Here is a 26,026-nt window from a genome sequence, read left to right as displayed (position 1 = left end):
ATAAATGGAAGATACTTATTCTTTTGATAAATTTTGTGAGTTACTAAGCGATGAAGATATTTTAAGAACCTCTACAGCTTTTGGTGTTGCTAAAAAATTTCAAACTTTAATATTAGATATAAAGTCTCAGGTCTTAAAAGAATTAATGAACAGAACTGAAAATCAAGATGTTTATTTAGATTTTCTAGTGAATGAAATTGAGAAGCAGGACTATGTAAAAGATGCTGGTATTAATTACATAAATAGTTGGCTTAAAGAATATAGTATTTCCATAGATGCGATTTTAGAAGATGAAGACCATAAAGAACCAATTTTTGCAGTATTGGATAGGCATTATAACGATATGGAACCTTTTTCAGCAGAAAAAGATAAAGCTTTACTCTTACAAACAGACTTCTTAAATTATTTCTGTTGTAAATATGCAAATCAGCTCATAGAATTTTTAAAGTCTAAAATGCCAAAAGCCAAGCCTCAAGAACCTGCACAAATACCAATTGTAAATAACAAACCCTTCAAAGATGAATATTTAACAGTCTTTTGCAAAGAAATAAGTGATGAAAGAGCTGTTAGGGAAACATCATTTATGCAATTATATGATTGTGGGCTTACACATTACACACCTTATTTAGAATCTGAAATTACAGAAAACCTATTAATTCTAGATAAGGATAAAAAGGAGGATTACTTAAGTTATGTATTAGATAAAGTGACTAAAACGCCTTTCGCTAGCATTTCAAACGATTTTATAGATAAATATATTCAAGAGTATGATGTTGATATAAATGATTTTCCAAACTTTAAAAATAAAGAACTAAATGATGCATTAGAAACCTATTATCAAGGAATGCATTATACAACGCATCAAGAACAACATAAACTGCTATGTATACAAATCGATTTCTATTGTTACGCCAGTATGTTAGAGGTTAAAAAAATAATAGAGTTTGTTGAAACCAAGTCAGGAAAACAAAAAGAAGCAAATCTTAAATTGAAAAAGGAAAATTTAAAACAATTAACTGTAAATCAAATTGTATTATTACTTCAGGAAACAGGTTTTTTTAATCATCCAATAATTGAAAACGCATCCAAAGTAAAGCAATCAGAATTAATAAGTATTATCACAGGTTTAAATGACAAGAACATTAAAACAGCAATTCAGAAATTAGACAAAAAACCAAGCGAACTAGGCGAAAATTACCAAAAGGATATTGATAAAATAGAGCGAGAATTAGACAATCTTTCATAGTGTTGGAGTACTTGTTGGAGTTACACCAATAGTAAGAAACAGTTAAGTGCTATATACTTTTATCCCATCAAACAATAAAACCCATAACGATGGAACAAAGTAAAGTAACACATGTATTTGGTATCTCACCAAACGAACTAAAAGAGAACATCCTAAACGATGTCAGAACAGAATTAAAAGCTTTAGTAGAGCATTTTCAACCTGTAAAACCAGCTGAATATATCACCAGAAAAGAAGCTGCCAAAATTTTAAAAGTTTCATTAGTAACCTTATCAGATTGGAATAAAAAAGGAATTCTAAAACCCTATAGATTAGGAAACTTAATCAGGTATAAACGTACCGAATTAGACCAGGCATTAATTAGTATTAACTCTAACAATAACTAATTATGGCAGAATTCAAACACCCAATAAACGACAGTCTTAAAAAGATAAATGAACGTTTAGAGTATTTAATTAAACAACAAAAAATTAATAATATACAGTCACCAGAATATACAATTTTAGATAATGCAGATATATTGCAATTATTTAAGATTACTACTAAAACTGCAAGTACATGGCGTAATGAAGGTATCCTGCCATACTTAAAAATAAAAAATAAAGTATTTTATAAGTTATCTGATATGCACGAAGTAATAGATGCTAATTACAATCCGAGTAAAAAAAAATAGTAAATATTTCAAAAGTTAATATTCCATTACAAATGTGTAATTGGGTAGTGCAAAATAATTCAGAAAACCCTTTTAGGTTGTATGTTTATTTAAAATTAAGCTACCCTTCAGGAAAGATTCATTGGGATAATTACAACATTGATTGTGCAAGTTTAACGCTATGTAAAACAACCAAAACGGTAAAGTCTAATTTCAGTAGGCTTGAAAAGTTAGAGTGGTTACATTACGATGAAGATTATCAGTTCTATAGATTGATGTCTTTAGAAAAAATAAGGCAAAAATACAATTGGGTATCACGTAGAGCATATCCTTTTACGTATAAGGATGTAACACATATTAGGGCAACATTAGGTGCAATTATATACACACAGCCATACAAAACATATTGCAGGAAACATTTTAAACGTAGTAGCAACGTGCTAAAAAGTAGGAGCGCCGATGAGACTATTACGTTTTCCTGTGATACAAAAAAATATGCAGAAGTATCTGTGTTAAGTATCAAGGAATTTTTCGGAATCACAATTAATAAAGCGGTCAGGCTAAAACAAGCAGCTGAAAGATGGGGTTTAATTGAAGTGAAAAAACAATATCTAAAACTTCAAAAAAATCAAGTATATGCAGCTAAAAAAGGAAACGAATATAGAGATGAAAGTCAAAATATAGTGTTTTTAAATGGAAGCTACTATATTCAGCAAATTGATAAGATTTACACCGAATTATACTTTAAAAGAAGGAAAAAAATAGAAACATTATAAGTAGGTATATAATACAACAATAGCATTACTATATCAATAAGAAATATAAAACAAACAACGATAGCGACATGCCTATAGTGTTTTAAATAAAAGATAATTGGGTAATGAGAGTTTCCTCAATGTTAAACCAATTTATATTTATATTTTTAACGATTAGAATATAATTACCATAAAATTTAAATCAAGTTCCATACATTGGAACAAAACAATATAAAATCAATAAATGACAAGCATAGACCAAAGAACACAATTACAAAATCAAATATGGAAAATAGCTAACGAAGTACGTGGCTCTGTTGATGGTTGGGACTTTAAACACTTCGTATTAGGGACATTATTCTATCGTTTTATAAGTGAAAATTTTACGGATTACATTGAAGCAGGTGACGATAGTATTGACTATGCAAGTTTACCAGATACAGTAATAACACCTGAAATAAAAGAAGATGCCATTAAAACCAAAGGCTATTTTATTTATCCAAGTCAGTTATTTGTAAACATAGTTAAAAATGCAGATGATAACGATAATCTAAATACAGATTTAGCTGCAATATTTACAGCAATAGAAAGTTCTGCAAATGGTTATCCATCAGAAGAGGATATAAAAGGCTTATTTGCTGATTTTGATACTACAAGCAACCGATTAGGTAATACCGTTACAAATAAAAACAGCCGATTAGCAGACGTGTTAAAAGGTGTTGCAGGATTAAATTTGGGTAATTTTCAAGACAATAAAATTGATTTATTTGGCGATGCTTACGAGTTTCTCATTCACAAATATGCAGCCAATGCAGGTAAGTCTGGAGGTGAATTTTTTACACCAACAAACGTATCGCAACTCATTGCACAATTGGCAATGCATAAGCAAGATAAAATCAACAAAATATACGACCCTGCTGTGGGTTCTGGTTCATTGCTCTTACAAGCTAAAAAACATTTCGACAATCATATAATAGAAGAAGGTTTCTTTGGTCAAGAAATAAACCATACTACCTACAACTTGGCACGTATGAACATGTTTTTACATAACGTAAATTACGACAAGTTTCATATCGTGTTGGGTAACACCTTAATGAATCCACAATTAGGAGACGACAAACCATTTGATGCCATTGTATCTAATCCGCCATATTCTATAAAATGGAAGGGTAGTGACGACCCTACGCTTATTAACGACGACCGTTTTGCACCTGCAGGAGTATTAGCACCAAAATCGAAGGCAGATTTTGCGTTTGTACTACATTCATTAAGCTATTTATCAAGTAAAGGTAGAGCTGCATTGGTATGTTTCCCTGGTATTTTTTACCGTGGTGGTGCAGAACAAAAAATAAGAAAGTACTTGGTAGATAACAACTATGTAGAAACTGTTATTGCACTAGCACCTAATTTATTTTACGGTACTACCATAGCGGTAAATATTTTAGTGCTTTCTAAAAGTAAGACAGATACAAAAACACAGTTTATAGATGCTACCGGTGAAAATTTCTTTAAAAAAGAAACCAACAATAATGTGTTATATGACAACCATATTGAAAAAATTATGCAACTGTTTGATAGCAAAGCAGAAGTTGCACATGTTACTACAACTATAGACAATACTAAAATAGCCGAAAAGAATTACAATCTTTCTGTAAATTCTTATGTTAAACCAAAGAAAACGGAAAAAGACATTGATATTAATGAGCTGAATGAAAAGGTTTCAGATACTGTGAAAAATATAAATAGGCTTCGTGAAAATATTGAGATATTAGTTAAAGATATTGATTCCAATAATAGTGAGAATTTTATAGAAAAATTAGTTGATGGTGTTGATTTTGAATGGATGCCACTTGGAGATGTTACGAATTACGAGCAACCTGGTAATTATAGAGTTAGTTCAACTGATTATAGTGATAAATATAAGACCCCAGTTTTAACAGCAGGTAAAACTTTTATTCTTGGGTACACAGATGAAACTAATGGTATTTACAAAGGTTCAAAAAATCCAGTAATTATATTTGATGACTTTACTACTGCTAATAAATGGGTTGATTTTGATTTTAAAGTGAAATCATCGGCAATGAAAATGATAACTTCTAAAGATGATACGAAAACCTCTTTAAGGTATATTTACTTTTGGCTCAACACGCTACCAAGTGGTTTAGTAGAAGGTGACCATAAAAGACAGTGGATTAGTAAATATTGCGAAAAAAAAATACCAATACCTTGCCCAAATAAATCAGAAAACTCATTAAATATTCAAAATGAAATAGTTGACGCCTTAAATAAATTTACAGAGCTTTCAGCAGAGCTTTCAGCAGAGCTTTCAGCACGACAAATACAATATAAATATTATAGAAAAAAACTGCTGACTTTCCCTAAAGACACTGTAGAAGAATAAGCATATGAGTCAGTTATTAACAGAAATAGCACAAGCACTTAAAGATAGCCAAAAAAAAGTGCAGTTAATCTACGCCTTTAATGGTGTAGGGAAAACACGCTTATCACGTAAATTTAGGTTGTTAGTAGACCCAAAAGTTTCTGTCGAAGAACAGGAAGAAAAGCAAGAAGCATCAGGTATCAAAGTAATGTATTACAATGCATTTACAGAAGATTTATTTTATTGGGATAATGATTTAGATGCTGATACCAATCGTAAGTTGTTAATTAGACCCAACAATTTTACAGATTTAGCGTTAGGTTTTTTAAAAGACCAAGGTTTAGATGATAATATCGTAAAAAACTTTCAACACTTTACAACAGATTCTATAACACCGCTATTCAATGAAGAATATACAACACAAGATAAAGATGGTAAAAATATTGTTGTAAAAGCATATTCTGAAGTAACATTTTCTGTTACAAGTGGTGACGACCGAAGTGAGAATAATATTAAAATATCAAAAGGAGAAGAAAGTAATTTTATATGGTGTGTATATTATAGTTTAATACAACAGATTGTTGAGCTTTTAAATATACCAGAACCCGAAGATAGGGCAGACAATAAATTTGATGATTTAGAATACATTTTCATTGACGACCCAATAAGTTCTTTAGATGAAAATCACTTAATAGAGCTTGCTGTTAATTTAGCTGAATTGATTAGAAAATCAAATGGTATCAAATTTATAATTTCTACACACAATCCACTTTTTTATAATGTGCTTTATAATGAGCTTGGTTTAGCTAGAAAAAAGGGAGCTTTTATGTTGAGCAAAAATGAAGATGGTACGTTTAATTTAGACCCTAAACATGGTGATTCTAACAAAAGCTTTTCATATCATCTGTATTTAAGAGACGTAATAAAAAATGCAATAGACAATAATGAAGTTTCAAAATTTCATTTTGTGTTGTTGCGTAATTTGTATGAAAAAACAGCTAACTTTCTAGGTTATAGTAAATGGTCTGAATTATTACCAAATGATAATAGAGAAGGATATATAAGTCGTATTATGAATTTTTATAGCCATAGTACGTTATCAAGTGAAGAAGTGAGAGAGCCAACACCACCTGAAAAAGAAATGGTTAATTATTTATTTAAATATTTGTTAGATAATTCCAAATTTTTACAAGAAGAAATAGCAATAGAAGAAGCTTAAAAAATAGTAGTAATCAAATGAGTCAATACAAAACCATAGCAGAATCAAACAATTTCATTGTTTTAGATAACTACAAAAAGTTTTCAGAAGTAAATGAAACACCTTCTGGGTATCAAACAGAAGCAGATTTAGAAAAAGAATTGGTAAAAGATTTAATAAATCAAGGCTATGAGTATGTAAAACACCTAACCACACCAACAGCTATGTTGGCTAATGTACGTGTACAATTGCAAAATCTAAATGATATGCAATTTACAGATAAAGAATGGGCACGTTTTGTAGAAGAATATTTAGACAAACCAAGTGATAACCTAGTTGATAAAACACGTAAACTACACGATAACTATATTTACGATTTTGTGTTTGATGATGGGCATATTCAAAACATCTATTTAGTAGATAAGAAAAAAATTTCACGTAATAAGGTTCAAGTTATTTCACAGTTCGAGCAAAAAGGTACAAATGCCAATCGTTATGATGTTACCATATTAGTAAACGGTTTACCTTTAGTACAAATAGAATTAAAAAAACGTGGTGTAGCTATTCGTGAAGCATTTAATCAGGTGCATCGCTATACGAAAGAAAGTTTTAATACTTCAAACTCACTTTTTAAATACTTGCAAATATTTGTAATATCTAATGGTACAGATAGTCGTTATTTTGCCAATACTGTAAAGCGTAATAAAAATAGCTTCGATTTTACCATGAATTGGGCAGATGTAAAAAACAAGTCAATCAAAGACTTAAAAGATTTTACAGTGACATTTTTTCAAAAACAAACACTTTTAAACGTGTTATTAACGTATTCTGTTTTTGATAGTAATAATACGTTATTAGTAATGCGTCCGTATCAAATTGCAGCAACAGAGCGAATTATATGGAAAATTGAAAGTTCATATAATGCTAAAAAATGGGCGACCACAGAAGGAGGTGGTTATATATGGCATACTACAGGTTCTGGTAAAACATTAACCAGTTTTAAAGCAGCACGTTTAGCAGCGACAAAATTAGAGTTTATAGACAAAGTGTTTTTTGTAGTAGACCGTAAAGATTTGGATTTTCAAACCATGAAAGAATACCAACGCTTTTCGCCAGATAGTGTAAACGGTTCAGACAGTACTGCAGGTTTAAAAAGAAATATAGATAAAATCGATAATAAAATTATTGTAACCACTATTCAAAAGTTAAATAACTTAATGAAGGGTGAAAATGATTTAGCGATTTATAAAAAGCAAGTGGTCTTTATTTTTGATGAAGCACATCGCTCACAATTTGGGGAGGCTCAAAAAAACCTAAAAAAGAAGTTTAAAAAATACTATCAGTTTGGTTTTACAGGAACACCTATTTTTCCTGAAAATGCTTTAGGTTCAGAAACTACTCAAAGCGTATTTGGTACCGAATTACATTCTTATGTAATAACAGATGCTATTAGAGATGAAAAAGTATTAAAATTTAAAGTAGATTATAATGATGTTCGTCCAAAATTTAAAGGGATTGAGTCGGAACAAGATTTAAAAAAACTATCGGCAGCAGAAAATAAAAAAGCCCTATTACATCCTGTTCGTATCAAAGAAATTTCAGAATATATTTTAAACCATTACAGGCAAAAAACACACCGTACAAAAGGTAGTAATAGCGGCTTTAACGCCATGTTTGCAGTAAGTAGTGTAGATGCAGCAAAATGTTATTATGAAGAATTAAACAAGCTTCAAAAAGACAGCGATAAACCTTTAAGGGTAGCAACTATTTTTTCTTTTGCAGCAAATGAAGCACAAGGAGCAATTGGAGAAATTCAAGACGAAACCTTTGAGCCTACAGCTATGAATGTAAGTGCTAAAGAGTTTTTAACTAAAGCTATTGATGATTATAATGCGGCATTTAAAATGAATTATAGTATCGATAGTAAAGGCTTTCAAGACTATTACAGGGATCTTGCCAAACGTGTAAAAAACAAAGAAGTAGATTTATTAATTGTAGTAGGGATGTTCTTAACAGGTTTTGATGCACCTACTTTAAATACCTTATTTGTAGACAAAAATTTACGCTATCATGGTTTAATGCAAGCCTTTTCACGTACCAACCGTATTTACGATGCTACAAAAACCTTTGGTAATATTGTTACGTTTAGAGATTTAGAGCAAGCAACAATAGATGCAATTACTTTATTTGGTGATAGCAGTACTAAAAATGTAGTATTAGAAAAAAGCTATAAAGAATATTTAGAAGGCTTCACAGATATTGCAACAGGTAACGCACGAAGAGGTTATGTTGAAGTGGTAGCAGAATTAAAAGAAAAATTCCCCAATCCTGATGAGATAGAAACAGAAAAGGACAAAAAAGAATTTTCTAAACTCTTTGGTGAATATTTACGCGTAGAAAACATATTGCAAAATTATGATGAGTTTAATCATCTGAAAGAACTACAAAGTATTGTCCATACAGATGAAGAGGCTATAGAAGCATTTAAAGAAGAAAACTTCTTAACAGATGAAGATATTGTAAGTATGCAAGCTATTGAAGTACCTGCAGAAAGAACCATACAAGATTACCGCTCTACCTATAATGACATTCGTGATTGGTTAAGAAGAGAAAAACAAGGTAATGAAGCAGAAGAATCAGATATTGATTGGGATGATGTGGTTTTTGAAGTCGATTTATTAAAATCTCAAGAAATAAACTTAGACTACATTTTAGAATTAATTTTTGATAGTAACAAGAAAACCAAGAATAAAGCAGATTTAGTAGAAGAAATAAGACGTGTAATTCGTGCAAGTGTCGGTAATAGAGCAAAAGAGAGTTTAGTTGTAGATTTTATCAACGAAACAGATTTAGATAATATAAAAGAAAAAGCCAATATTATAGATGCTTTCTTTGGATATGCACAAGCCAAACAGAAAAAAGAAGCCTCAGAATTAATTACCGAAGAAAGTTTGAATGAAGAAGAAGCAAAGCGTTACATCATAGCATCATTAAAACGTGAATATGCTAGTGAGAACGGTACAGAACTTAATTCAATTTTACCTAAAATGAGTCCTTTAAACCCTCAGTACTTAACTAAAAAACAAAGTGTTTTTCAGAAAATTTCCTCTTTTGTAGAGAAGTTTAAGGGTGTTGGTGGGCGTTTATAATAGAAATAAATTTTATGCACTTATATAATTTAAAATCGAAAGAGTCTATTACTATCTTAAAGGAGAAACCTTTTAAGTTAGAAAAGGAAATACAATCACTTTTTGAAAACAATTTAGATGCTTTGATGAATTTACAATTAGTAAAATCAGAGTTTTCTATTAAAAACAAACGTATAGATACTTTAGCTTACGATACACAATCAAATGCATTCATTATTATCGAATATAAGAGAAGTAAAAATATAAGTGTAGTAGATCAAGGCTTTACATATTTAAGTTTAATGCTTGAAAATAAAGCAGATTTTATAGTTGAATATAACGAAACATTAAAACAAAATTTAAAACGCACAGATGTAGATTGGAGTCAAACAAGAGTTGTTTTTGTTTCAACAGGTTTTACAGAAAATCAAAAGACAGCCACAAACTTTAAAGATATTGCTATTGAGTTATGGGAAATAAAACGTTATGAGAACAATTTAATTAGTGTAAATCAAATAAAGAAAAGTAAATCGGCAGAAAGTATTAAACCAATTACATCAAGTAATACGCAGTTGGATAATATCACCAAAGAAATTAAAGTTTATTCAGAAGAAGACCATACATTAAATAAGTCTGATAGTGCAGTAGAATTGTATGAAACTTTTAGAGATTCTATATTAAATTTCAAAGAAGACATAGAAATAATACCTCGTAAGAAAAGAATTGCTTTTAAAGGCAACCGTATCATCTGTGATATTTTAATTCAAAAAAGTGGTATAAAGCTATGGGTAAACTTAAAAAGTGGTGAACTTGACGACCCTAAAAATTTAATGCGTGATGTTTCTAATATTGGTCATTGGGGAAATGGAGATTATGAGTTAGTTATTAAAAACACCGATGATTTAGAATACATTATGAGCTTAATTAAACAAGCGGTATTCTAGCAAATATCTATTTATTTTCTTCGTACAATTCACTAAAAATATAGTCTAAATATTCTTTTGCTTTAAGTGCTTCTGAAGCTTGTAGTTTAAAGGTTTCATATCTTGAGTTTCGTGATCTATCATCTAACCACTTATATCTAGCACCTATCTTAGGTCCTAAATTGTCAAAAACGAGTCTTTCTCTGGCTTCGTGCCGTCCTCTCATGCTATATGCTTTTTTTACTTGAGCAATACAATTGCAATCTTTAGTTCCAATTTTTGTTGGAAGTATATGGTCTTCAACATAATGTATAGTTGAGTAGAAAGCTGTAGTCACAACCCAATCATAATAGATTTTATCACTAAGTAATTGATTACTTAAAGTCTTGTTTCTGTCACCAAATTCCTTCTTTTTAGCCATAAATTAAACAACCTCAGAGTATTCAAATCCATCTTGATCTAGTAATTCAATATCAAGATTTTCGGTTCCTGCAAGACTTATATCTAAAGTGTTATCAAAAATTGAAGTAAAAGTATTTTTCGCTTCAAATATTTTAGAGTAAGCAAATTCTACAAAATCATCATCTAGTAAGTATTTATTATCAACAGCAATGATAACTTTAGGATTGTTATGAAAGATATTTATATAAAAAGAATTTACATCATATCCCTTACTTATTATATAGGATAAAGTGTTTTTTGTCAGTATGTATACTTGGTTGGCTTTTTCTGCAAATTTTTCAGCGGTTGATTTCATAATTTTATCAATGAAATCTTGCTTACCAATATTTTGTCCGTCTTTTAGTCCTTGTCCATAAGCATCAGCAACAACATTAACGTGGTAATATAAATCACTTACTTTAGTCTGTTTTGAGAACTCTTGATGTTTAGACAAATAGCTATTGAACAAATTGATGCCAGTTTGCTTTTCAGTACCTTTAATTTCTGCTGTCATAAGTAGTAAACTAGATTATTTAGCTTATTATTTCACTCAAAAAATATTTTATTGTTACAAACGTATTGTGAACACATAATATTATTAATAAAGAAATTTTGATATAATCTATGAAAGTTTAAATATAAGCAAATATATGAATATATTTGATTATTTTATAATGTTTTAACTATTTGCTTGTTAGTTGCTTATGAGGGTTTTTATGTGTGTGATGTAATTTTAATTGTCAATCAAGTGTAAAAAAAATACAGTTATAGCATACTTGTAGTTATTTGTGAATAGGTATTTATAATAGCCGTTCAGGTTGTATTTTCTATTGCAATGTGATTTCATCCCCACAACCCAAAACCCAGTTTTTTGCGAAAAGGCAAAAATCCTCTGTCTTTTGCGTTGTTCCGCGCGCCACCACATAGTTAGTTTTATGTCATAATAGTTGTAGCCAACGCTATAATAGCACATTGCTTGTTTTATTTAAAAGTATCTATTTTAATAAATAAGTACAACAAAAAAGCAAAGAGCTATTGCCAACGCTTAAAACAACTATTCCGCCACAAAACCAACCCAAAGCTAAGTTACATAATGCGTAGTTATAGGAGCAAAAATCCTTTCAATGGATGCCTACGGCGTTTTATTATATTTTCGTACCTATAACTGTCATTATGTAAAATATCCGCACAGCCAACGCTCACTTCCGAACATATAACCACATTTTGAACAAACATTAAACAAACGAACAATTAAAGGATTAAGATAATTGAAAATAATATTCGTTATCTCATTCAACTGCTCAAAACCATCATTAAGTCCAAGTATTCCTTAACTCAAGTCTTTGTTTGTTTCATTTCACTAACAAATATTAAAGACCACTTTTCCCCACCACCCAAGAAATAGGATATAAAAAAATAGGTTTAAGAAAATTAGTACTACGCCATAGCATATTGCTTTTTCTCGTTCCTCAAAAAAACAAAAAGCTATCGTCTAAAAGTCCTGTATAAGTATTAATTTAAATGCTGTTTTATCAAACAACTATTTAACCCAATACCCATACAAGCGCTTCATCCAACGCTCAAAAACGAACTATAACCTATTTTTTTAAGTGTTATTTCCCCAGAAAAGTTGAATTTATTGTTCCATGTAATATATATAATTAAGTCCAATCCATACATAATTTTTTACTAATAAAACATACATTTTTTAAAATATATTAAAAAATATAAACCAAACAAATTGACATTTTTTTTATAAAAAAGTTTGTTATATTGTTGTAATAACCACCTCAAAAACAATTAATTAGTCATGAAAATAAATAAGCCACCGAAAGTATTTTTAGGTCATTTATATTTAGAATATACAGGTAATAATCTAGTATACATAAATACCAATGACGTAAGTGCTTTTCAAGATATTCATTTTTTGGAGTTTTTTCTAGTTAATTCAGAAATACGTGTTGTTTGCTGTTTTAAAATTGATTTGTTAGGTGTAAAGTGCCTCATTGATTTTGCTACACTATCTATATATAAATATGATAATGCTACAAAAGAGTATAAATATGATGACTACTCGCTCATATCGGAATATTTCCCTCATACAAATAGAGACATCACTATGATAGCAGGTAAATTACAACTATACAATCCTATTAGCGCAACAGATGGTAGAAACGAAACCTTTAATTTTAATCTAGTTTTCGATAAAAAAGAAGAAATAATTAACCTCTTTAAATATTAACTTATGGACTTAAAAATCATTGAAAAAGAAATAAATAAAATTTGGTCTTCGCTAGAAGTGGCCTTAAATCAAAGTGTAATTACGATTTCATCAGAAAAAACGTTAGTCTTTAAATTTGCATGGTCATTAGCTTCTAATCGTGTTTTAAACGTAACAAATATTGATTTTGAGAAAGACCTTTTTAAAGCCAATTTTAAAGATGGTAAGTTTCTTGATTTGTACTTTGAGATTGTCGATAAAAATAAAGTATATCGTATAGGTATTGAGTTTAAATTCCCACACAAAAAGGAAAGTAATTCTGGAGGTAAACAAATAAGAATGAAAATTATAAATGATTTAAAGAAAATAGATAATCTTATACAAAGTAATTCAGTTGATTTAGGTGTTTTTTTATGTGCAACAAATGAAGATTACTATCTGAATTTAGACAAAAAAGTCAGAACAGAAAATGAATTTGCTACTTGTCATGGTAAAACTTATAATACTGAATCTTATTATCCTACAACTGCTGGTTATTCACATATAATTAGACCGAGTAATAATATTGTTTTTAATTGGCGTAATATCCATTTAATATCGCCGACATATTTTTCATTTTTAAATCCTATCTTTATTAAAACACCATAAAATAGATAGTTATTAAAAAAAAAAGGAAGCAAATATATGTGGCTATCTCAGCCAGCCGCACAAGGCTATAAAGTTCAAGCCCTAAAGGGTTTTGAATAAAACTTTTTTCAAGCAATTTTATTTTTCATTTAAACATTATAACTCAAAAAACTTTTATCCAAAAAACTTGACAGCCTTACCCACGCCACAACAACTGTAGCTATCTTTTTTTTCTTTTCAAAAAAATAATGTAGCGAAGCGTAGCGAGCAATTTTAAATTGGATAGCTATGTCAACTTTTGAACTAAAAACACACCGTACAGGAAAAACTTACTCAAACCCTCATTTTTTCATCCTAAATAAAGGTCTAAACAGCGGAAAACCCCTCTCAAATCCTTGTCCTAATTGTTTTGTAGTGCAAACTTCAACCGAAAAAGAAAAAAACACGCTGTTTCATTTATCTATGATGCTACAAATAGGCGGTTTTTACGCTTATTATTTAAAAGGAAGTGTTATTCCGTTTATCTCAATAGATGATTGTAGAAACACGCTTAAAAAAGGTGTTAAATTCAATAAGAGTAGTGGTTTTGAGTTTCAAAAGAGCATTAAAGTTGTGGCTAGTATTAGTAAAAAACAACAAGAACTTAAAGAAACAATAATTAAGCTCGAAAATCTAAAATTATCATTTGCAAACTCTTTAATTCAGCTAGGTTTTAAGTAGTCGATAGTAATTTAGTGTAGATGGTAGTAATCTATTGTATATCGGTATTTTAACTCGTTGTATTTTATTATATGACCGTATATTAGTTAGAGTTTTAAAGTCTATATCATGTCCGTACCAAATCCGAATGTATGTTAATTTTAAATATTTTATAAGTATGGGGAAGATAGCCCAAGGTATTTTAGGAGGTTTCTCTGGTAAAGTAGGAACCGTAGTAGGTGGAAGATGGAAAAACATTGATTACATCAGAGCAAAACCAGTAAGTGTAGCCAATCCACGAACAGAAGGACAGGTAAATCAACGTAATAAGTTTTCAGCTACGTTGGAATACCTTCAGCCAAATTTAAGTTTTATTCGAAAAGGATATAAATCTTATGCTGTAGGTAAAACAGAATTCAATGCAGCGATGTCTTATGTGTTGAATAATGCAATTTCGGGTACTGCACCCAACTTTACGGTTGATTATTCTTTAGCTCTATTAAGTAGGGGTAATTTAGCAGGTGTGGTTAATGGTACAACAGATTTAACTGTAGCAGGACAAGTTGCTTTTGGTTGGGATGATAACTCAACAGGAGGAAATGCTAATGCAACAGATAAAGCGATGTTGTTAGTTTACAATCCAAGTAAAAAAGAATCAATTTCAATACTTGATGGTGCAGATAGAACGGTAGGAACAGAAGTTGTAACTATTCCAAATGCTTATGCAGGTGATACAGTAGAGCTTTTTATGGCGTTTATTACTGATGATGGAGGTCAAGTTTCTAACAGTGTATATTTAGGCTCTGGTACGGCTTCATAGATTTGTTTTTTAAATATACATTGTTTAAAACCGTTACATAAATTGTAGCGGTTTTTTTTATTAGCACACAAATCAGCACACAAAATTCAAAAACCCTTACAAACACACGGTTTATAAGGGTTTTTTGGTGGTGCCTCCAGGAATCGAACCAGGGACACAAGGATTTTCAGTCCTTTGCTCTACCAACTGAGCTAAGGCACCAGTTGCTTAATTAAGCGGGTGCAAATATAGAAGCATTTTTATTATTCACAAAAAGAATTTGCTAAAATTTGATTTTATAAATTTGTAACTTATAATTTACTTATGAATCTTATTGTAGATGTGGGAAATACGTATGTTAAGTTTGCTGTTTTTAATAAGGCAGATTTAATTTATAAATTGAGTTTTAAGCTAAACGAGTTTAAAATTCAATATAAAACTTTGAAAAAAAGCTTTCCAAAGTTAAAAAAAGCCATTATTTCTTCGGTTGGTCACTTATCTGATGAGCACGTAGAATTAATAAAAAATGATTTAATTGTTATTCAATTAACTTCAAACGTAAACTTCCCGTTTAAAAATGATTATCAAACACCAAAAACATTAGGTGTAGATCGTATAGCTTTGGTTTGTGCTTCAGTAAACCAGTTTCCTAATAATAATGTCTTAATTATAGATGCTGGTACTTGTATAACTTACGATTTTGTGACACATGAGAATCACTATTTGGGAGGTGCTATTTCGCCTGGAATACGATTGCGATATATAACATTGAATAATTTAACCGCAAATCTTCCGTTATTAGAGACAAAACAGCCTAATAATATTGTTGGAGACTCTACGGAGGCCTCTATTCATTCGGGTGTAGTTTATGGTGCAATTAAGGAAATAGATGGAGTAATTGACCAATATCGAGAAGATTATTCAGATTTAACAGTTATTTTAACAGGTGGAGATAGCAATTTTTTGTCAAACCAATTAAAAAATACCATATTTGCGAAATCAAATTTTCTTTTGGACGGTTTGAATTTCATTCTAGAATATAATTCAAAATAATGATAAAACGATTCATTGTAATATGTATTACAATTATAGGTTCTGCAGCTTTTGCACAACAAGGTACTAGTTCTCCATATTCTTTTTATGGTATTGGAAGTCTTAAGTTTAAAGGTACTGTAGAGAACCAGAGTATGGGAGGAATTGGTGTGTACTTAGATAGTATACATTTTAATTTAAAAAACCCAGCATCTTACGCAGGAAACCCATTAAAAGGGCCCTATTTTAATGGAGAAAGTAGACCTGTAAAGTTTACGGTTGCCGGTACAATGACCAATACAACATTAAAAAGTAACTCTGGAGATGCAAAAACTAATAATGCTATTTTCGATTATTTGGCTGTATCTGTGCCAATGGGAAAATTTGGAGTTGGCTTTGGTTTACTGCCTTTTACATCAGTAGGATATAAGCTCGACCTTATTAATGACGACAATGTCTTAGAAAATCGTTTCAACGGTGAAGGAGGTTTAAATAGAGTGTTTGCTGGTGTTGGTTATCAGATTACAGAAAAACTGAGCGTTGGTATGGATATTAATTATAACTTCGGAAACATTCAAAATAATGCACTAGAAGTAGAGTATTCTAATGGTCAAGTAGTGCAATACCAAACGGTTGAATTTAATAGGTCTGATTTGAGTGGTTTAAATTTAAACTTTGGTCTAAGCTACAAAACCATGATTACTGATAAGCTAGAGTTGTCAACTACAGCCACATTTGCTCCAGGAAGCAAACTTAATTCAGATAACGTTAGATCGTTTTCTACAGTTACTTTAGATGCGACTACTCTCGAAACATCATCGACATCAAATACTATTGATGTAGATCTTGAGGCTCAAAATCTTAAAAACACAAAATTAACCTTGCCATCAACGTTATCCTTAGGAGTAGGTGTTGGTGATCCAAAATCTTGGTTTGTTGGTACAGAGTATACCTATCAGACCGCAAGTGATTTTTCTAATCCGGTATTTCCAAACTTGCCTTCTAACTATGAAAATTCTTCAAAAATAGCGGTTGGTGGTTTTTATATTCCAGATTATAATGCTTTCTCAGGATACTTTAAAAGAGCGGTTTATAGAGCAGGATTTAATTTTTCAAATACAGGTTTAGTTATAAAAGATGAGTCAATAAAAGAGTTTGGCATGTCTTTTGGACTAGGTTTACCAGTTGGAAACCGAAACTTATTCTCTAATGCCAATTTAGGCTTAGAATTCGGAAAACGAGGAACAACTAATAAAAACTTAATTCAAGAGAATTTTATAAGCTTTAATGTGAGTTTATCATTGAACTCTAGATGGTTTGAACAAAGAAAGTATAACTAACAAATATTAATTATTAATTAAAGATGAAGACGAGAATTACTATTTTATTTTTTGCACTCCTTATGAGTGTTAACTTAGGATTTGCTCAAGAGGACAATCAAGAACTTTGTATGAACAACCTATCAATGTTTGATAGTTATGTAAAGAGTAAAAAATATGATGACGCTTATGGCCCGTGGAAAATTGTAAGAGAAAAGTGTCCTAAATTCAATAGAGCTATTTATGTTCATGGTGAGAAAATCTTAAAACATAAGATAGAAACGTCTACTGGTGCAGAGCAAGTAGCACATATCGAAGACTTAATGTTGTTGCACGATCAGAGTAGAGAGCATTTTGAATCTAGATATTCGCTTGGTGAAGTATTAGTTGATAAAGCTAATTTAGCATACAAATATAGAAAAGTGCTAAATAAATCTGACCAAGAGATTTATAACATGTTTGATGAAGCCTATAAAAAAGATCCTAAAAATTTTAAAAGTGCAGTTGGTCTTTATACTTACTTTTCTTTAGCAGTAGATTTATATGATGCAGGTGCGCAAACTTCAGATGATGCTCAAAAAATGTTTAATAAGTATGATGATGTAAACGAAATTATTGAAAAGCGAATTGCTTCAATGACTACGGAATTGATTAAATATGCTGAAAAAGAAGAAGCTGGTGGAACACTTACTAAAACGGAAGGACGTTATAAGTCAAGTTATGAGTCTAATATAGAGGCTTTTGAAAATCAGATTTTAGGAAGTATGGACAAAAAGCTTGGTGATAGAGCTAACTGTGACGTTTTAGTTCCGCTTTATGAAAGAGATTTTGAAGAAAACAAAACAAATAGCGAGTGGTTACAGCGTGCAATGAATAGAATGTATGCTAAAGAGTGTAAAGAAGATCCGTTATTCTTAAAGTTAGTTCAACAAAAGAATACTATCGAGCCAAGTGCAGACACTGCATATTACCTTTACATACTTACAGGTGAGCAAAAATACATAGACCAAACAATAGAGTTGTCAACAGACCCTTTAAAAAAGGCGAAGTTATACAAAGGTTTAGCTAATGAGCTTAAGTCTAAAAGAAGCTACGGAAAAGCAAGACAATATTATATGGAAGCTTTAAAACTTAATCCTGCAGATGGTTCACCACATTTAGCAATTGCAAATATGTATGCGGCTAGTGCAAACAGTTGTGGAGACACTAACTTTAACAAAAGAGCAGTATTTTGGTTAGCTGCAATTGAGGCAGAAAAGGCAGGTAGAGTTGATGGTCGTTTAAAAAAGACAGCAGCGCAAACAGCCGCTAGTTATAGAGCTAAAGCGCCTAACAAAACAGAAATATTTAACTGTACTTGTGCAGGAGAAGTAATTAAAATTGGTTGCTGGATAGGACGTTCTGTAACTGTACCTAAAGGTTAATTGAAAACAAAAAATTCACATATCATTAAAAACCTAGTCACAGCAATTGTTGTGACTTTGTTTTTTTCATGTAACAATGACTTTAACGAGGTTCAAAAAGTGGGTGTGTTGCAGAATCAACCTATTGGTGAAGCTGAACATATAGACTTAAAATATACCGAGTTAAAAGAAGATACAGTGAGGTTAGTTGCCAATCTGTTAAGTCCAAAAATGTTAGATTATTCTAATCGGAATTTTCCCTTTAATGAGTTTCCGATAGGTATAGAGCTTAAAATATATGACGAAAACAATAATAAGACGACGATAACGTCTAACTACGCTATTGTTTATAAAGAAACTGATATTATTGATTTACGAGACGATGTTAGAATTATTTCATCCGAAAACGATACGTTATTTACCGAGCAATTGTATTACAATCAAAAACTAGAATGGTTGTTTACAAATGAATCCTTTTTGTTTAAGCGTTCTATTGGACCTTTACATGGTGTTTTATTAGATTCGGATAAAGAATTTAAAAACTTTCAGATGTTAGAAATGGGAGGTGATTTCCAAATTGATAATTAACTATCTTTACCAAAATATATTTTACATAACATATAAGACAAGCCTGTTAAGATTATATTGCTCAGCTGAGTGATTACATAGTAAACGGCATGTCATAGTTGAAAAAAATTACACACATGAAATTAACGAGGATCTTTCAATACGCTTACCTTGTTTTTGCAGCTTTATTCTTGTACGATGTTGTGATGACATGGATAGATGAACAAGTCGTTGCTTACATATCTTTAGGGCTTGCTGCATTAGCAATTTTTATGTTTTTCTTTAAAAAACGATTTAATAATAAACTTGAAGACCGAAATAATAAGTAATTTATGACGGCTGACATAGTCATTATTATAAGTACACTTATACTTTCAGCTTTTTTCTCTGGTATGGAAATCGCTTATGTCTCTTCGAATAAAATTCATATCGAATTAGAGAAGAAACAAGGAGATTTTTTAGGAAAGATTTTAGGAAAGCTTACCGCAAAACCATCAAAATATATTGCCACAATGCTTATTGGAAACAATATTGCATTGGTGATCTATGGTTTTAAAATGGGTGAGGTTTTGGTGCGTTGGTTTCAAACCATGTTACCTTCAGACAGTACGGCTTTAACCTATTTGTTTTTAGATTTGCAACTGTTAACACAGACGGTAATTTCAACCTTGGTTATTTTAATTACTGCAGAATTTTTACCTAAAGTATTCTTTCAAATTTATGCCAACACTTTATTAAAGGTATTAGCATTTCCAACCTATATATTCTATGTGTTGTTTTCGTGGGTTTCAGATTTTATTATTTGGATTTCAGATGCCGTTTTAAAATACATTTTTAGAGCTGATGGTGAAGATGTCGTTTTAGCAATGACCAAAGTAGAATTAGGTAATTACATTACGGAACAAATGGAATCCGTGGAAAATCATGATGATGTAGACAGTGAGATTCAAATTTTTCAAAATGCCTTAGAGTTTTCAGAAGTGAAAGCACGTGAGGTTATGGTACCACGAACTGAGATAACTGGTATAGAGATTTCAGATTCTATCGAAAATTTAAGACAGCTTTTTATAGAAACAGGTCGAACTAAAATCATCGTTTACAAAGACAGTATCGATGATATTTTGGGTTATGTGCATTCTTTTGAATTGTTTAAAAAACCAGAAACGATTAAGTCCATTATAATTCGTGTGGCTTTCGTGCCAGAAACAATACTTATTAAAGATGTGTTGAGTATTTTGACTAAAAAGCGTCGAAGTATGGCTGTTGTAATTGACGAATATGGTGGAACTTCTGGAATTATGACGGTTGAAGATATTGTTGAAGAATTATTTGGTGAAATTGAAGATGAACACGATATCATTGAGATGATAGAGGAGCAAATTAATGACAATACCTATAAGTTTTCAGCACGTTTAGAAGTGGATTATATTAACGAAACTTATAAGTTAAATCTTCCTAAGAGCGAAAATTATGAAACCTTAGGTGGATTAATAGTGCATGCTACAGAAGGAATTCCTCAAGAAAACGACGATGTACACATCGAAAATTTCAAATTTACAATTACAGAAGTGTCTTCTACAAAAATTGATGAGGTTTTAGTAAAGGTGCTTGATGTAGATTAGCAATTTTTTAGGGCATCAAAACGTAACATTTGGTCCATATTTCTGCACATTAAAGAGAAGAATTTTATGCGCCTTTCACATAAATTTTGAATAAAGCTTCTATCACTTATAAAAACTACACTTCTCCTTTTATTATTTACAATAAAATACTATTTTCGCAGACTTATTTACACCAAATTAAAGATATTACAAAAAGACTATGGCAGTTTTAAATAAAATTAGACAACGCTCACTGGTATTAATATTAGTAATTGCATTAGCATTATTTTCATTCGTAATTGGAGATTTATTCAAAAATTCTGATGCTCTAACAGGAGGATCTCAAGATGTAATAGCGACCATTAATGGTACAGACATCAACAGACTAGAGTTTCAGCAAAAGGTAAAAAATTACCAAGATAGAGCAGGTGGAGCACAAACGTCTACACAATCTATGAATGCGATTTACAATCAAGAGGTTCGTAAAATCGTATTACAATCAGAAATTGATGAATTAGGATTGTCTGTTGAAAAAGATGAAATGAGAGATTTGTTGAAGACTAGTTTTTCGTCATATCCAGAATTTCAAGATGCAAACGGAAACTTTGATGTTAATCGTTTAAATGCATTTATAGCGAATTTAAAAGATTTAAACGGTGAAACGGCTCCATTAGGAAACTTCCTTGTTAACTATGAAAGCTGGACAAATAACGAACAAACTATTGCAGCAAACGCAATTCAGCAAACCTATTACAACCTCGTTAAAGCAGGTATAGGAACAACTATTGCTGAAGCAGAAGAAGATTATTTAGGAGATTCTAAAACGGTAGATATAAGTTACGTTCAAGTACCATACACAACTATTGCAGATAGTTTAGTTGCGGTTTCTAAAAGTGAAATAACTGCTTATATGAAAGACCATGAGGATACCTATAAAACGGATGCTACTAGAGAAGTTGTATATGTAGAATTTAAGGAAGAGCCTTCTAAAGCAGATGAAGATGAAATAAAAGCAGAGCTGTTAGCATTAAAGTCAGATAGAACAGAATATAACGACAATAGTAAGAATACAGATACAATTTCTGGATTTGATTCTGCTACAGACATTGAAGAGTTTGTAAATACATATTCTGCTATAAAATACAACGATGCTTTCTTAAGAGCCGGACAATTACCAGCTGTAGCTAAAGATACTTTAATGAAATTAGGTGTTGGTAGTTATTACGGACCTTATAAAGATGGTGAATTCTATAAATTATCTAAAGTTGTTGCAACAAAACAATTACCAGACTCAGTAAAAGTGCGTCATATACTAGTGCCTTTTGTAGGTGGACAAAGAGCAGATGCGTCTGTAACAAAAACTCCAGAGCAAGCAAAGGCAACTGCAGATAGTATTTTTGCAAAAATTCAAGGCGGTACTAAATTTATGGATTTATTAGAATTATCTTCTGATAAAGTAAGTAATGAGCAAGATGGTGAAATTGAATTTGACTATTTAGCAGGAATGGCACCAGAATTTAAAGCCTATGCTTTTGATAATAACGAAGGTGATATTGATGTTGTACGTACGTCTTTCGGATACCATATTATTGAAATATTAGAACAAAAGAGTTTTAATAAAGCAGTAAAAGTTGCGACAGTTGCTAATAAACTTGAACCATCTGATAAAACACTTCAAGATGTATTTAATGTAATGTCTAAGTTTGAAATTGCTATAAAAGATGGTGATTTTAATGAAATTGCAAAAGAGCGTAATTTAACTGTAAAGCCAATTACATTTAATGCTTTAGACGAAAACATTCCAGGTCTTGGAAGTCAGAGAGAAGTTGTAAGATGGAGTTTTGATGAAGATACAGAAGCAGGCGATTACAAGAACTTTGCCATATCTAATTTCGGATTTATAGTTGCTAAAGTTGTTGAGGTTAGAGAAGAAGGGTTAATGAGTACTGAAGACGCTTCAATCACAGCTTTACCAGAAATTAGAAAAGAAAAGAAAGCGAAGTTAATTCGTGAAAAAATTACAGGAACTACGGTTGCAGAAATCGCTAAGAATCAAGGTCAGAACGCTAGAACAGCAGCAGCTGTTACCATTAAAAACACGACCTTATCTGGTGCAGGTGTTGAACCTAAAGTTGTTGGAGCAGCATTTGGTTTGGCAGAAGGAGAAACGTCTCAGCCAATTGATGGCGAAAAAGGTGTTTACGTTGTAAATGTTACTAAAGTAAACGAGGCTACTAAGTTAGATAACTACGGAGCTATTGTGAATAGATTAAATGCTGAACGTAGAAATGCTGTACAGACTAAAGTGTATTCAGCTTTAGAAGAGTCTGCAGAAATAGAAGATAATAGAGCTAAAACGGTGTACTAACCAACAAGCAATAAAATTATTTTGAAATGGCTTTACAGAAATGTGAAGCCATTTTTTTATCCTGTAAGGTTTCAAAAACCATGTAGCTATTTAAAGGTAGATAAAGTCAAAGTTTAGTCTTTATATTAAAACCATATCCTCATAAAGTATAACAGTCTCAAAACCCTTGCTATTAAAATACGTTGAAGGATTTTTTTCACTTGCCACTAAAATAAAATCGCCTCCCCAAGCACCTAAACTTTTTATGGCACCATTAAAATCTGAGAATAATCGTGATTGAATAGGGACTTGTTGAATGAGATTGGAGATAATGTTTTCATGGGCTTCAATCAAATTTTGAAATTCTATAAGCGACTTACAAACAAGCATTGCTTCAGTAATAGAATTGATGTCATCAATACTATTAGAATTTATATTTCCAAGCGCTTTATAAGCTGAAATCCCATCACGACTGTTTTGTTTCTCATTGAGATAAACAAAATACAGTTGGTGTTTAAACTCAGGTTGAAACGTTACAGGTTTTACATTTGGATTTTTTTGATGCTTTTGAAGTTGAAATGATATGGCGTAATCATTTTTAGCACAAGCAATATCATAGCCGCTTCCACCAAATGTTTTTTCGAGTAATTTGTAGGCATCAACATGTGCCCATTCTGCAATATTATTTATTAAAGTCGAAGAAGTGCCCAAACCCCAAAGCCGATTAAAATCTTGATGTGTTGTAATATCAAATCCTTGATTAGACTTTAAGAATTCAGGATTCAAGTTTTTGGCCACATTTAAAATTTGGATTAAGCGTTCTTTTACGTCTTGGCCTTTAATCTTTTTTTGAGGGTTTGCTGTTTCATTGAGCGCAGTAGATGTGTCATCATAAGAAATTGTGCACTCAAACCAAACCTCATTCAGCTCATTATAGCTCTTCCAATTAATAACATTAAAATCATTAGACTTAATAACCAAACTCTGTCCATATTTTGTGGGAATAGCCAAAGCTTTCGCACCATCTAAGACAGCATATTCTGCCGTTAGTAATAGTTTTCCGTTGCTTCGGTATGTTGTTGCTTTGTCGTTCAAAAATGATCGAAATTAAGGTGTTGAGTTATTATGGCTTTGCGTCTCTGGGTCGTTGCGCGATACTATTCATCCGAGTGTGCTTTCGAATTTTGTTTTTACAATTTATCTACTCACGTATGTTTTTTAAAGCTTCCACAACAGCACTATGCGTTACCACATTCGTTTTAAAATGTTCAACAAGTGTTACTTTTTCTTTATCTGTAGCTTCAAACTGATTCAAGATGTTCATTAAGTGCATTTTCATGTGTCCTTCTTGAATTCCTGTTGTTGTTAAGGATTTTACAGCTCCAAAATTTTGCGCTAATCCGGCAACAGCAACAATTTTCATTAAGTCTTTCGCTGTTGGTTTTTGTAACATTTCTAAGGATAACTTTACTAAAGGATGTAAGTTGGTTAAACCACCAACAGTTCCTAAGGCTAATGGGATTTCAATCCAAAATTTAAAGATACCATCATCCACCGAACAATGTGTTAAACTAGTGTAGCTACCATCTTTTGCGGCATAAGCATGTACACCAGCTTCAACGGCTCTAAAATCATTTCCTGTCGCCAAAACAACAGCGTCAATACCATTCATTATGCCTTTGTTATGTGTTACCGCTCTGTAAGGTTCTATTTCTGCAATGGTAACGGCTTGTTTAAATTTTTGTGCAAAGTTTTCCGGATTTGGAATGTCTTTACTTTTTAAATCTTCAACTTTACATGAGACTTCAGCTCGCACCAAACATTGTGGTACGTAGTTAGAAAGAATACTCATAATTATATCTAGGTTTCCTTCTAACGATTTTTCAGCTTCACTTTTCAGAGTTTGTGCAAATTGTTCTAAACACGAGTTTATGAAGTTGGCTCCCATTGCATCGAGCGTTTCAAACGTAGCATGCAATTGATAATAGTTTTCAAGCTCTTTTGTTTTGTCTTTTAATTCAATATTTAAAATGCCACCACCGCGATTTTGCATGCTTTTCGTGATTGATTGAGTGTCCTCAAAGAACTTTTGCTTAATCACAGTATCTATATAAAGCTTTAAATCCTCGTTATCTCCATCATAAGTAAAATGAACTTGCCCGATTTTTTCAGTCGAGATGACTTCAGCTTTAAAACCACCACGTTCTAACCAAAACTTAGCCGCTTTACTCGCCGCTGCAATGACTGAACTTTCCTCAATGGCCATTGGAATAGTATAAAACGTATCGTTAATTCGAAAATTTGGTGCAACACCTAATGGTAAATAATAATTTGTTATGGTATTTTCAATAAACTCATCGTGTAACTTTTGAAGTTTTTTATCAGTATTCCAATAGTTTTGAATAAGTTGTCTTGCGTTGTCTTTGTCGGTAAAATAGGTGTCTAAAAGCCACTCAATCTTTTCGGATTTAGATAGCTTAGAAAAGCCAGAAATCGTATTTGGCATCGTAGTATTGATTTTTTGTTTTTGGTCGGAAATACAGCAAAATAAAAAACAGTTTCTATTCGCGATATTTCTCTTTATTTTTTAATCGTCTGATGCTAAGGCTTCACCTCAGAGAAATAAAAATAAATCACATCAAAAATAATTTATTTTGTAAAATTCGTCTATTGCCGACCAAAAACTTT

22 protein-coding genes, 1 tRNA gene and 1 pseudogene are annotated in these 26,026 nt (G+C 31.3%); 19 read left to right on the top strand and 5 right to left on the bottom strand.

All coding sequences use genetic code 11. The features are described 5' to 3' along the window. The first annotated feature begins 4 nt into the window (after positions 1 to 4). The 8 genes and pseudogenes from K1X16_RS04000 (at position 5) to K1X16_RS03965 (ending at position 10,303) form a co-directional block, all read left to right on the top strand. Positions 5 to 1,246 (top strand): hypothetical protein, encoded by a 1,242-nt coding sequence (locus K1X16_RS04000; RefSeq protein WP_225035112.1) that lies wholly within the window; start codon positions 5 to 7, stop codon positions 1,244 to 1,246. A gap of 89 nt (positions 1,247 to 1,335) precedes the next feature. Further along, positions 1,336 to 1,632, top strand: a complete 297-nt coding sequence (locus K1X16_RS03995; RefSeq protein ID WP_225035111.1) for a helix-turn-helix domain-containing protein — start codon at positions 1,336 to 1,338, stop codon at positions 1,630 to 1,632. A gap of 2 nt (positions 1,633 to 1,634) precedes the next feature. Then, positions 1,635 to 1,919 (top strand): helix-turn-helix domain-containing protein, encoded by a 285-nt coding sequence (locus K1X16_RS03990; RefSeq protein ID WP_225035110.1) that lies wholly within the window; start codon positions 1,635 to 1,637, stop codon positions 1,917 to 1,919. A 32-nt stretch (positions 1,920 to 1,951) separates the two neighbouring features. After that, positions 1,952 to 2,674: a hypothetical protein gene (locus K1X16_RS03985; RefSeq protein ID WP_225035109.1), complete on the top strand. Its 723-nt coding sequence runs from the start codon at positions 1,952 to 1,954 to the stop codon at positions 2,672 to 2,674. 223 nt (positions 2,675 to 2,897) lie between these two features. Continuing rightward, positions 2,898 to 4,442 (top strand): annotated as a pseudogene (locus tag K1X16_RS03980) (type I restriction-modification system subunit M); the annotation flags it as partial. Positions 4,443 to 5,058: 616 nt separating this feature from the next. Next, positions 5,059 to 6,252, top strand: a complete 1,194-nt coding sequence (locus K1X16_RS03975; protein WP_225035108.1) for an AAA family ATPase — start codon at positions 5,059 to 5,061, stop codon at positions 6,250 to 6,252. 17 nt (positions 6,253 to 6,269) lie between these two features. Continuing rightward, positions 6,270 to 9,380: a type I restriction endonuclease subunit R gene (locus K1X16_RS03970; RefSeq protein ID WP_225035107.1), complete on the top strand. Its 3,111-nt coding sequence runs from the start codon at positions 6,270 to 6,272 to the stop codon at positions 9,378 to 9,380. A gap of 14 nt (positions 9,381 to 9,394) precedes the next feature. Further along, positions 9,395 to 10,303, top strand: coding sequence for a DUF5655 domain-containing protein (locus tag K1X16_RS03965; protein ID WP_225035106.1), 909 nt, complete (start codon positions 9,395 to 9,397; stop codon positions 10,301 to 10,303). A gap of 7 nt (positions 10,304 to 10,310) precedes the next feature. Here K1X16_RS03965 and K1X16_RS03960 read toward each other — a convergent pair whose 3' ends face one another. Both K1X16_RS03960 and K1X16_RS03955 read right to left on the bottom strand, forming a co-directional pair. Continuing rightward, positions 10,311 to 10,703 (bottom strand): hypothetical protein, encoded by a 393-nt coding sequence (locus tag K1X16_RS03960; RefSeq protein ID WP_225035105.1) that lies wholly within the window; start codon positions 10,701 to 10,703, stop codon positions 10,311 to 10,313. A gap of 3 nt (positions 10,704 to 10,706) precedes the next feature. Then, on the bottom strand, positions 10,707 to 11,237 hold the full coding sequence (locus K1X16_RS03955; RefSeq protein WP_225035104.1) for a hypothetical protein: 531 nt from the start codon (positions 11,235 to 11,237) through the stop codon (positions 10,707 to 10,709). A 1,296-nt stretch (positions 11,238 to 12,533) separates the two neighbouring features. Here K1X16_RS03955 and K1X16_RS03950 point away from each other — a divergent pair. The 4 genes from K1X16_RS03950 (at position 12,534) to K1X16_RS03935 (ending at position 15,090) form a co-directional block, all read left to right on the top strand. Continuing rightward, positions 12,534 to 12,965 carry a hypothetical protein gene (locus K1X16_RS03950; RefSeq protein WP_147678858.1) on the top strand — a complete coding sequence of 144 codons (432 nt, stop codon included), beginning with the start codon at positions 12,534 to 12,536 and terminating at the stop codon, positions 12,963 to 12,965. A 3-nt stretch (positions 12,966 to 12,968) separates the two neighbouring features. Beyond that, a complete protein-coding gene (locus K1X16_RS03945; protein WP_147678859.1) occupies positions 12,969 to 13,592 on the top strand; it encodes a hypothetical protein in 624 nt (207 codons plus the stop codon). A 267-nt stretch (positions 13,593 to 13,859) separates the two neighbouring features. Then, entirely contained in the window at positions 13,860 to 14,291 is a 432-nt protein-coding gene (locus K1X16_RS03940; protein WP_147678860.1) for a DUF6943 family protein, read from the top strand. 157 nt (positions 14,292 to 14,448) lie between these two features. Continuing rightward, the gene (locus K1X16_RS03935) at positions 14,449 to 15,090 is read left to right on the top strand and encodes a DUF6266 family protein (protein ID WP_147678861.1); all 642 of its coding nucleotides are present in this window, start codon (positions 14,449 to 14,451) and stop codon (positions 15,088 to 15,090) included. A 125-nt stretch (positions 15,091 to 15,215) separates the two neighbouring features. Here the strand turns inward: K1X16_RS03935 and K1X16_RS03930 are convergent. Beyond that, positions 15,216 to 15,291: transfer RNA gene (locus tag K1X16_RS03930), tRNA-Phe, on the bottom strand. 102 nt (positions 15,292 to 15,393) lie between these two features. Between K1X16_RS03930 and K1X16_RS03925 the strand changes: the two genes are divergently transcribed. From K1X16_RS03925 to K1X16_RS03895, 7 genes are all read left to right on the top strand, one after another. Further along, positions 15,394 to 16,122, top strand: coding sequence for a type III pantothenate kinase (locus K1X16_RS03925; RefSeq protein ID WP_225035103.1), 729 nt, complete (start codon positions 15,394 to 15,396; stop codon positions 16,120 to 16,122). After that, a complete protein-coding gene (locus tag K1X16_RS03920) occupies positions 16,122 to 17,441 on the top strand; it encodes a hypothetical protein (RefSeq protein WP_195869848.1) in 1,320 nt (439 codons plus the stop codon). The genes K1X16_RS03925 and K1X16_RS03920 overlap by 1 nt, the downstream gene beginning before the upstream one ends. 23 nt (positions 17,442 to 17,464) lie before the next feature. Beyond that, positions 17,465 to 18,844: a tetratricopeptide repeat protein gene (locus K1X16_RS03915; RefSeq protein ID WP_195869847.1), complete on the top strand. Its 1,380-nt coding sequence runs from the start codon at positions 17,465 to 17,467 to the stop codon at positions 18,842 to 18,844. Beyond that, on the top strand, positions 18,845 to 19,411 hold the full coding sequence (lptC, locus tag K1X16_RS03910) for an LPS export ABC transporter periplasmic protein LptC (RefSeq protein WP_225035102.1): 567 nt from the start codon (positions 18,845 to 18,847) through the stop codon (positions 19,409 to 19,411). 116 nt (positions 19,412 to 19,527) lie between these two features. After that, complete coding sequence (locus K1X16_RS03905) at positions 19,528 to 19,719, top strand: hypothetical protein (RefSeq protein ID WP_195869845.1); 192 nt, start codon at positions 19,528 to 19,530, stop codon at positions 19,717 to 19,719. A gap of 3 nt (positions 19,720 to 19,722) precedes the next feature. After that, a complete protein-coding gene (locus K1X16_RS03900) occupies positions 19,723 to 21,012 on the top strand; it encodes a hemolysin family protein (protein WP_225035101.1) in 1,290 nt (429 codons plus the stop codon). A 199-nt stretch (positions 21,013 to 21,211) separates the two neighbouring features. Continuing rightward, positions 21,212 to 23,359: a SurA N-terminal domain-containing protein gene (locus K1X16_RS03895; protein ID WP_225035100.1), complete on the top strand. Its 2,148-nt coding sequence runs from the start codon at positions 21,212 to 21,214 to the stop codon at positions 23,357 to 23,359. A gap of 120 nt (positions 23,360 to 23,479) precedes the next feature. Here the strand turns inward: K1X16_RS03895 and K1X16_RS03890 are convergent, their stop codons facing one another. Next, the gene (locus K1X16_RS03890) at positions 23,480 to 24,433 is read right to left on the bottom strand and encodes a GYDIA family GHMP kinase (RefSeq protein WP_225035099.1); all 954 of its coding nucleotides are present in this window, start codon (positions 24,431 to 24,433) and stop codon (positions 23,480 to 23,482) included. Positions 24,434 to 24,539: 106 nt separating this feature from the next. Then, entirely contained in the window at positions 24,540 to 25,856 is a 1,317-nt protein-coding gene (locus tag K1X16_RS03885) for a hydroxymethylglutaryl-CoA reductase, degradative (protein ID WP_225035417.1), read from the bottom strand. Between the last annotated feature and the right edge of the window lie 170 nt (positions 25,857 to 26,026).

This window comes from Winogradskyella sp. SM1960, from assembly GCF_020179375.1.
Lineage (GTDB): Bacteria > Bacteroidota > Bacteroidia > Flavobacteriales > Flavobacteriaceae > Winogradskyella > Winogradskyella marina.
The sequence above is the reverse complement of the archived record's forward strand: the minus strand, read 5'-3'. Positions and strand labels throughout refer to the sequence as shown.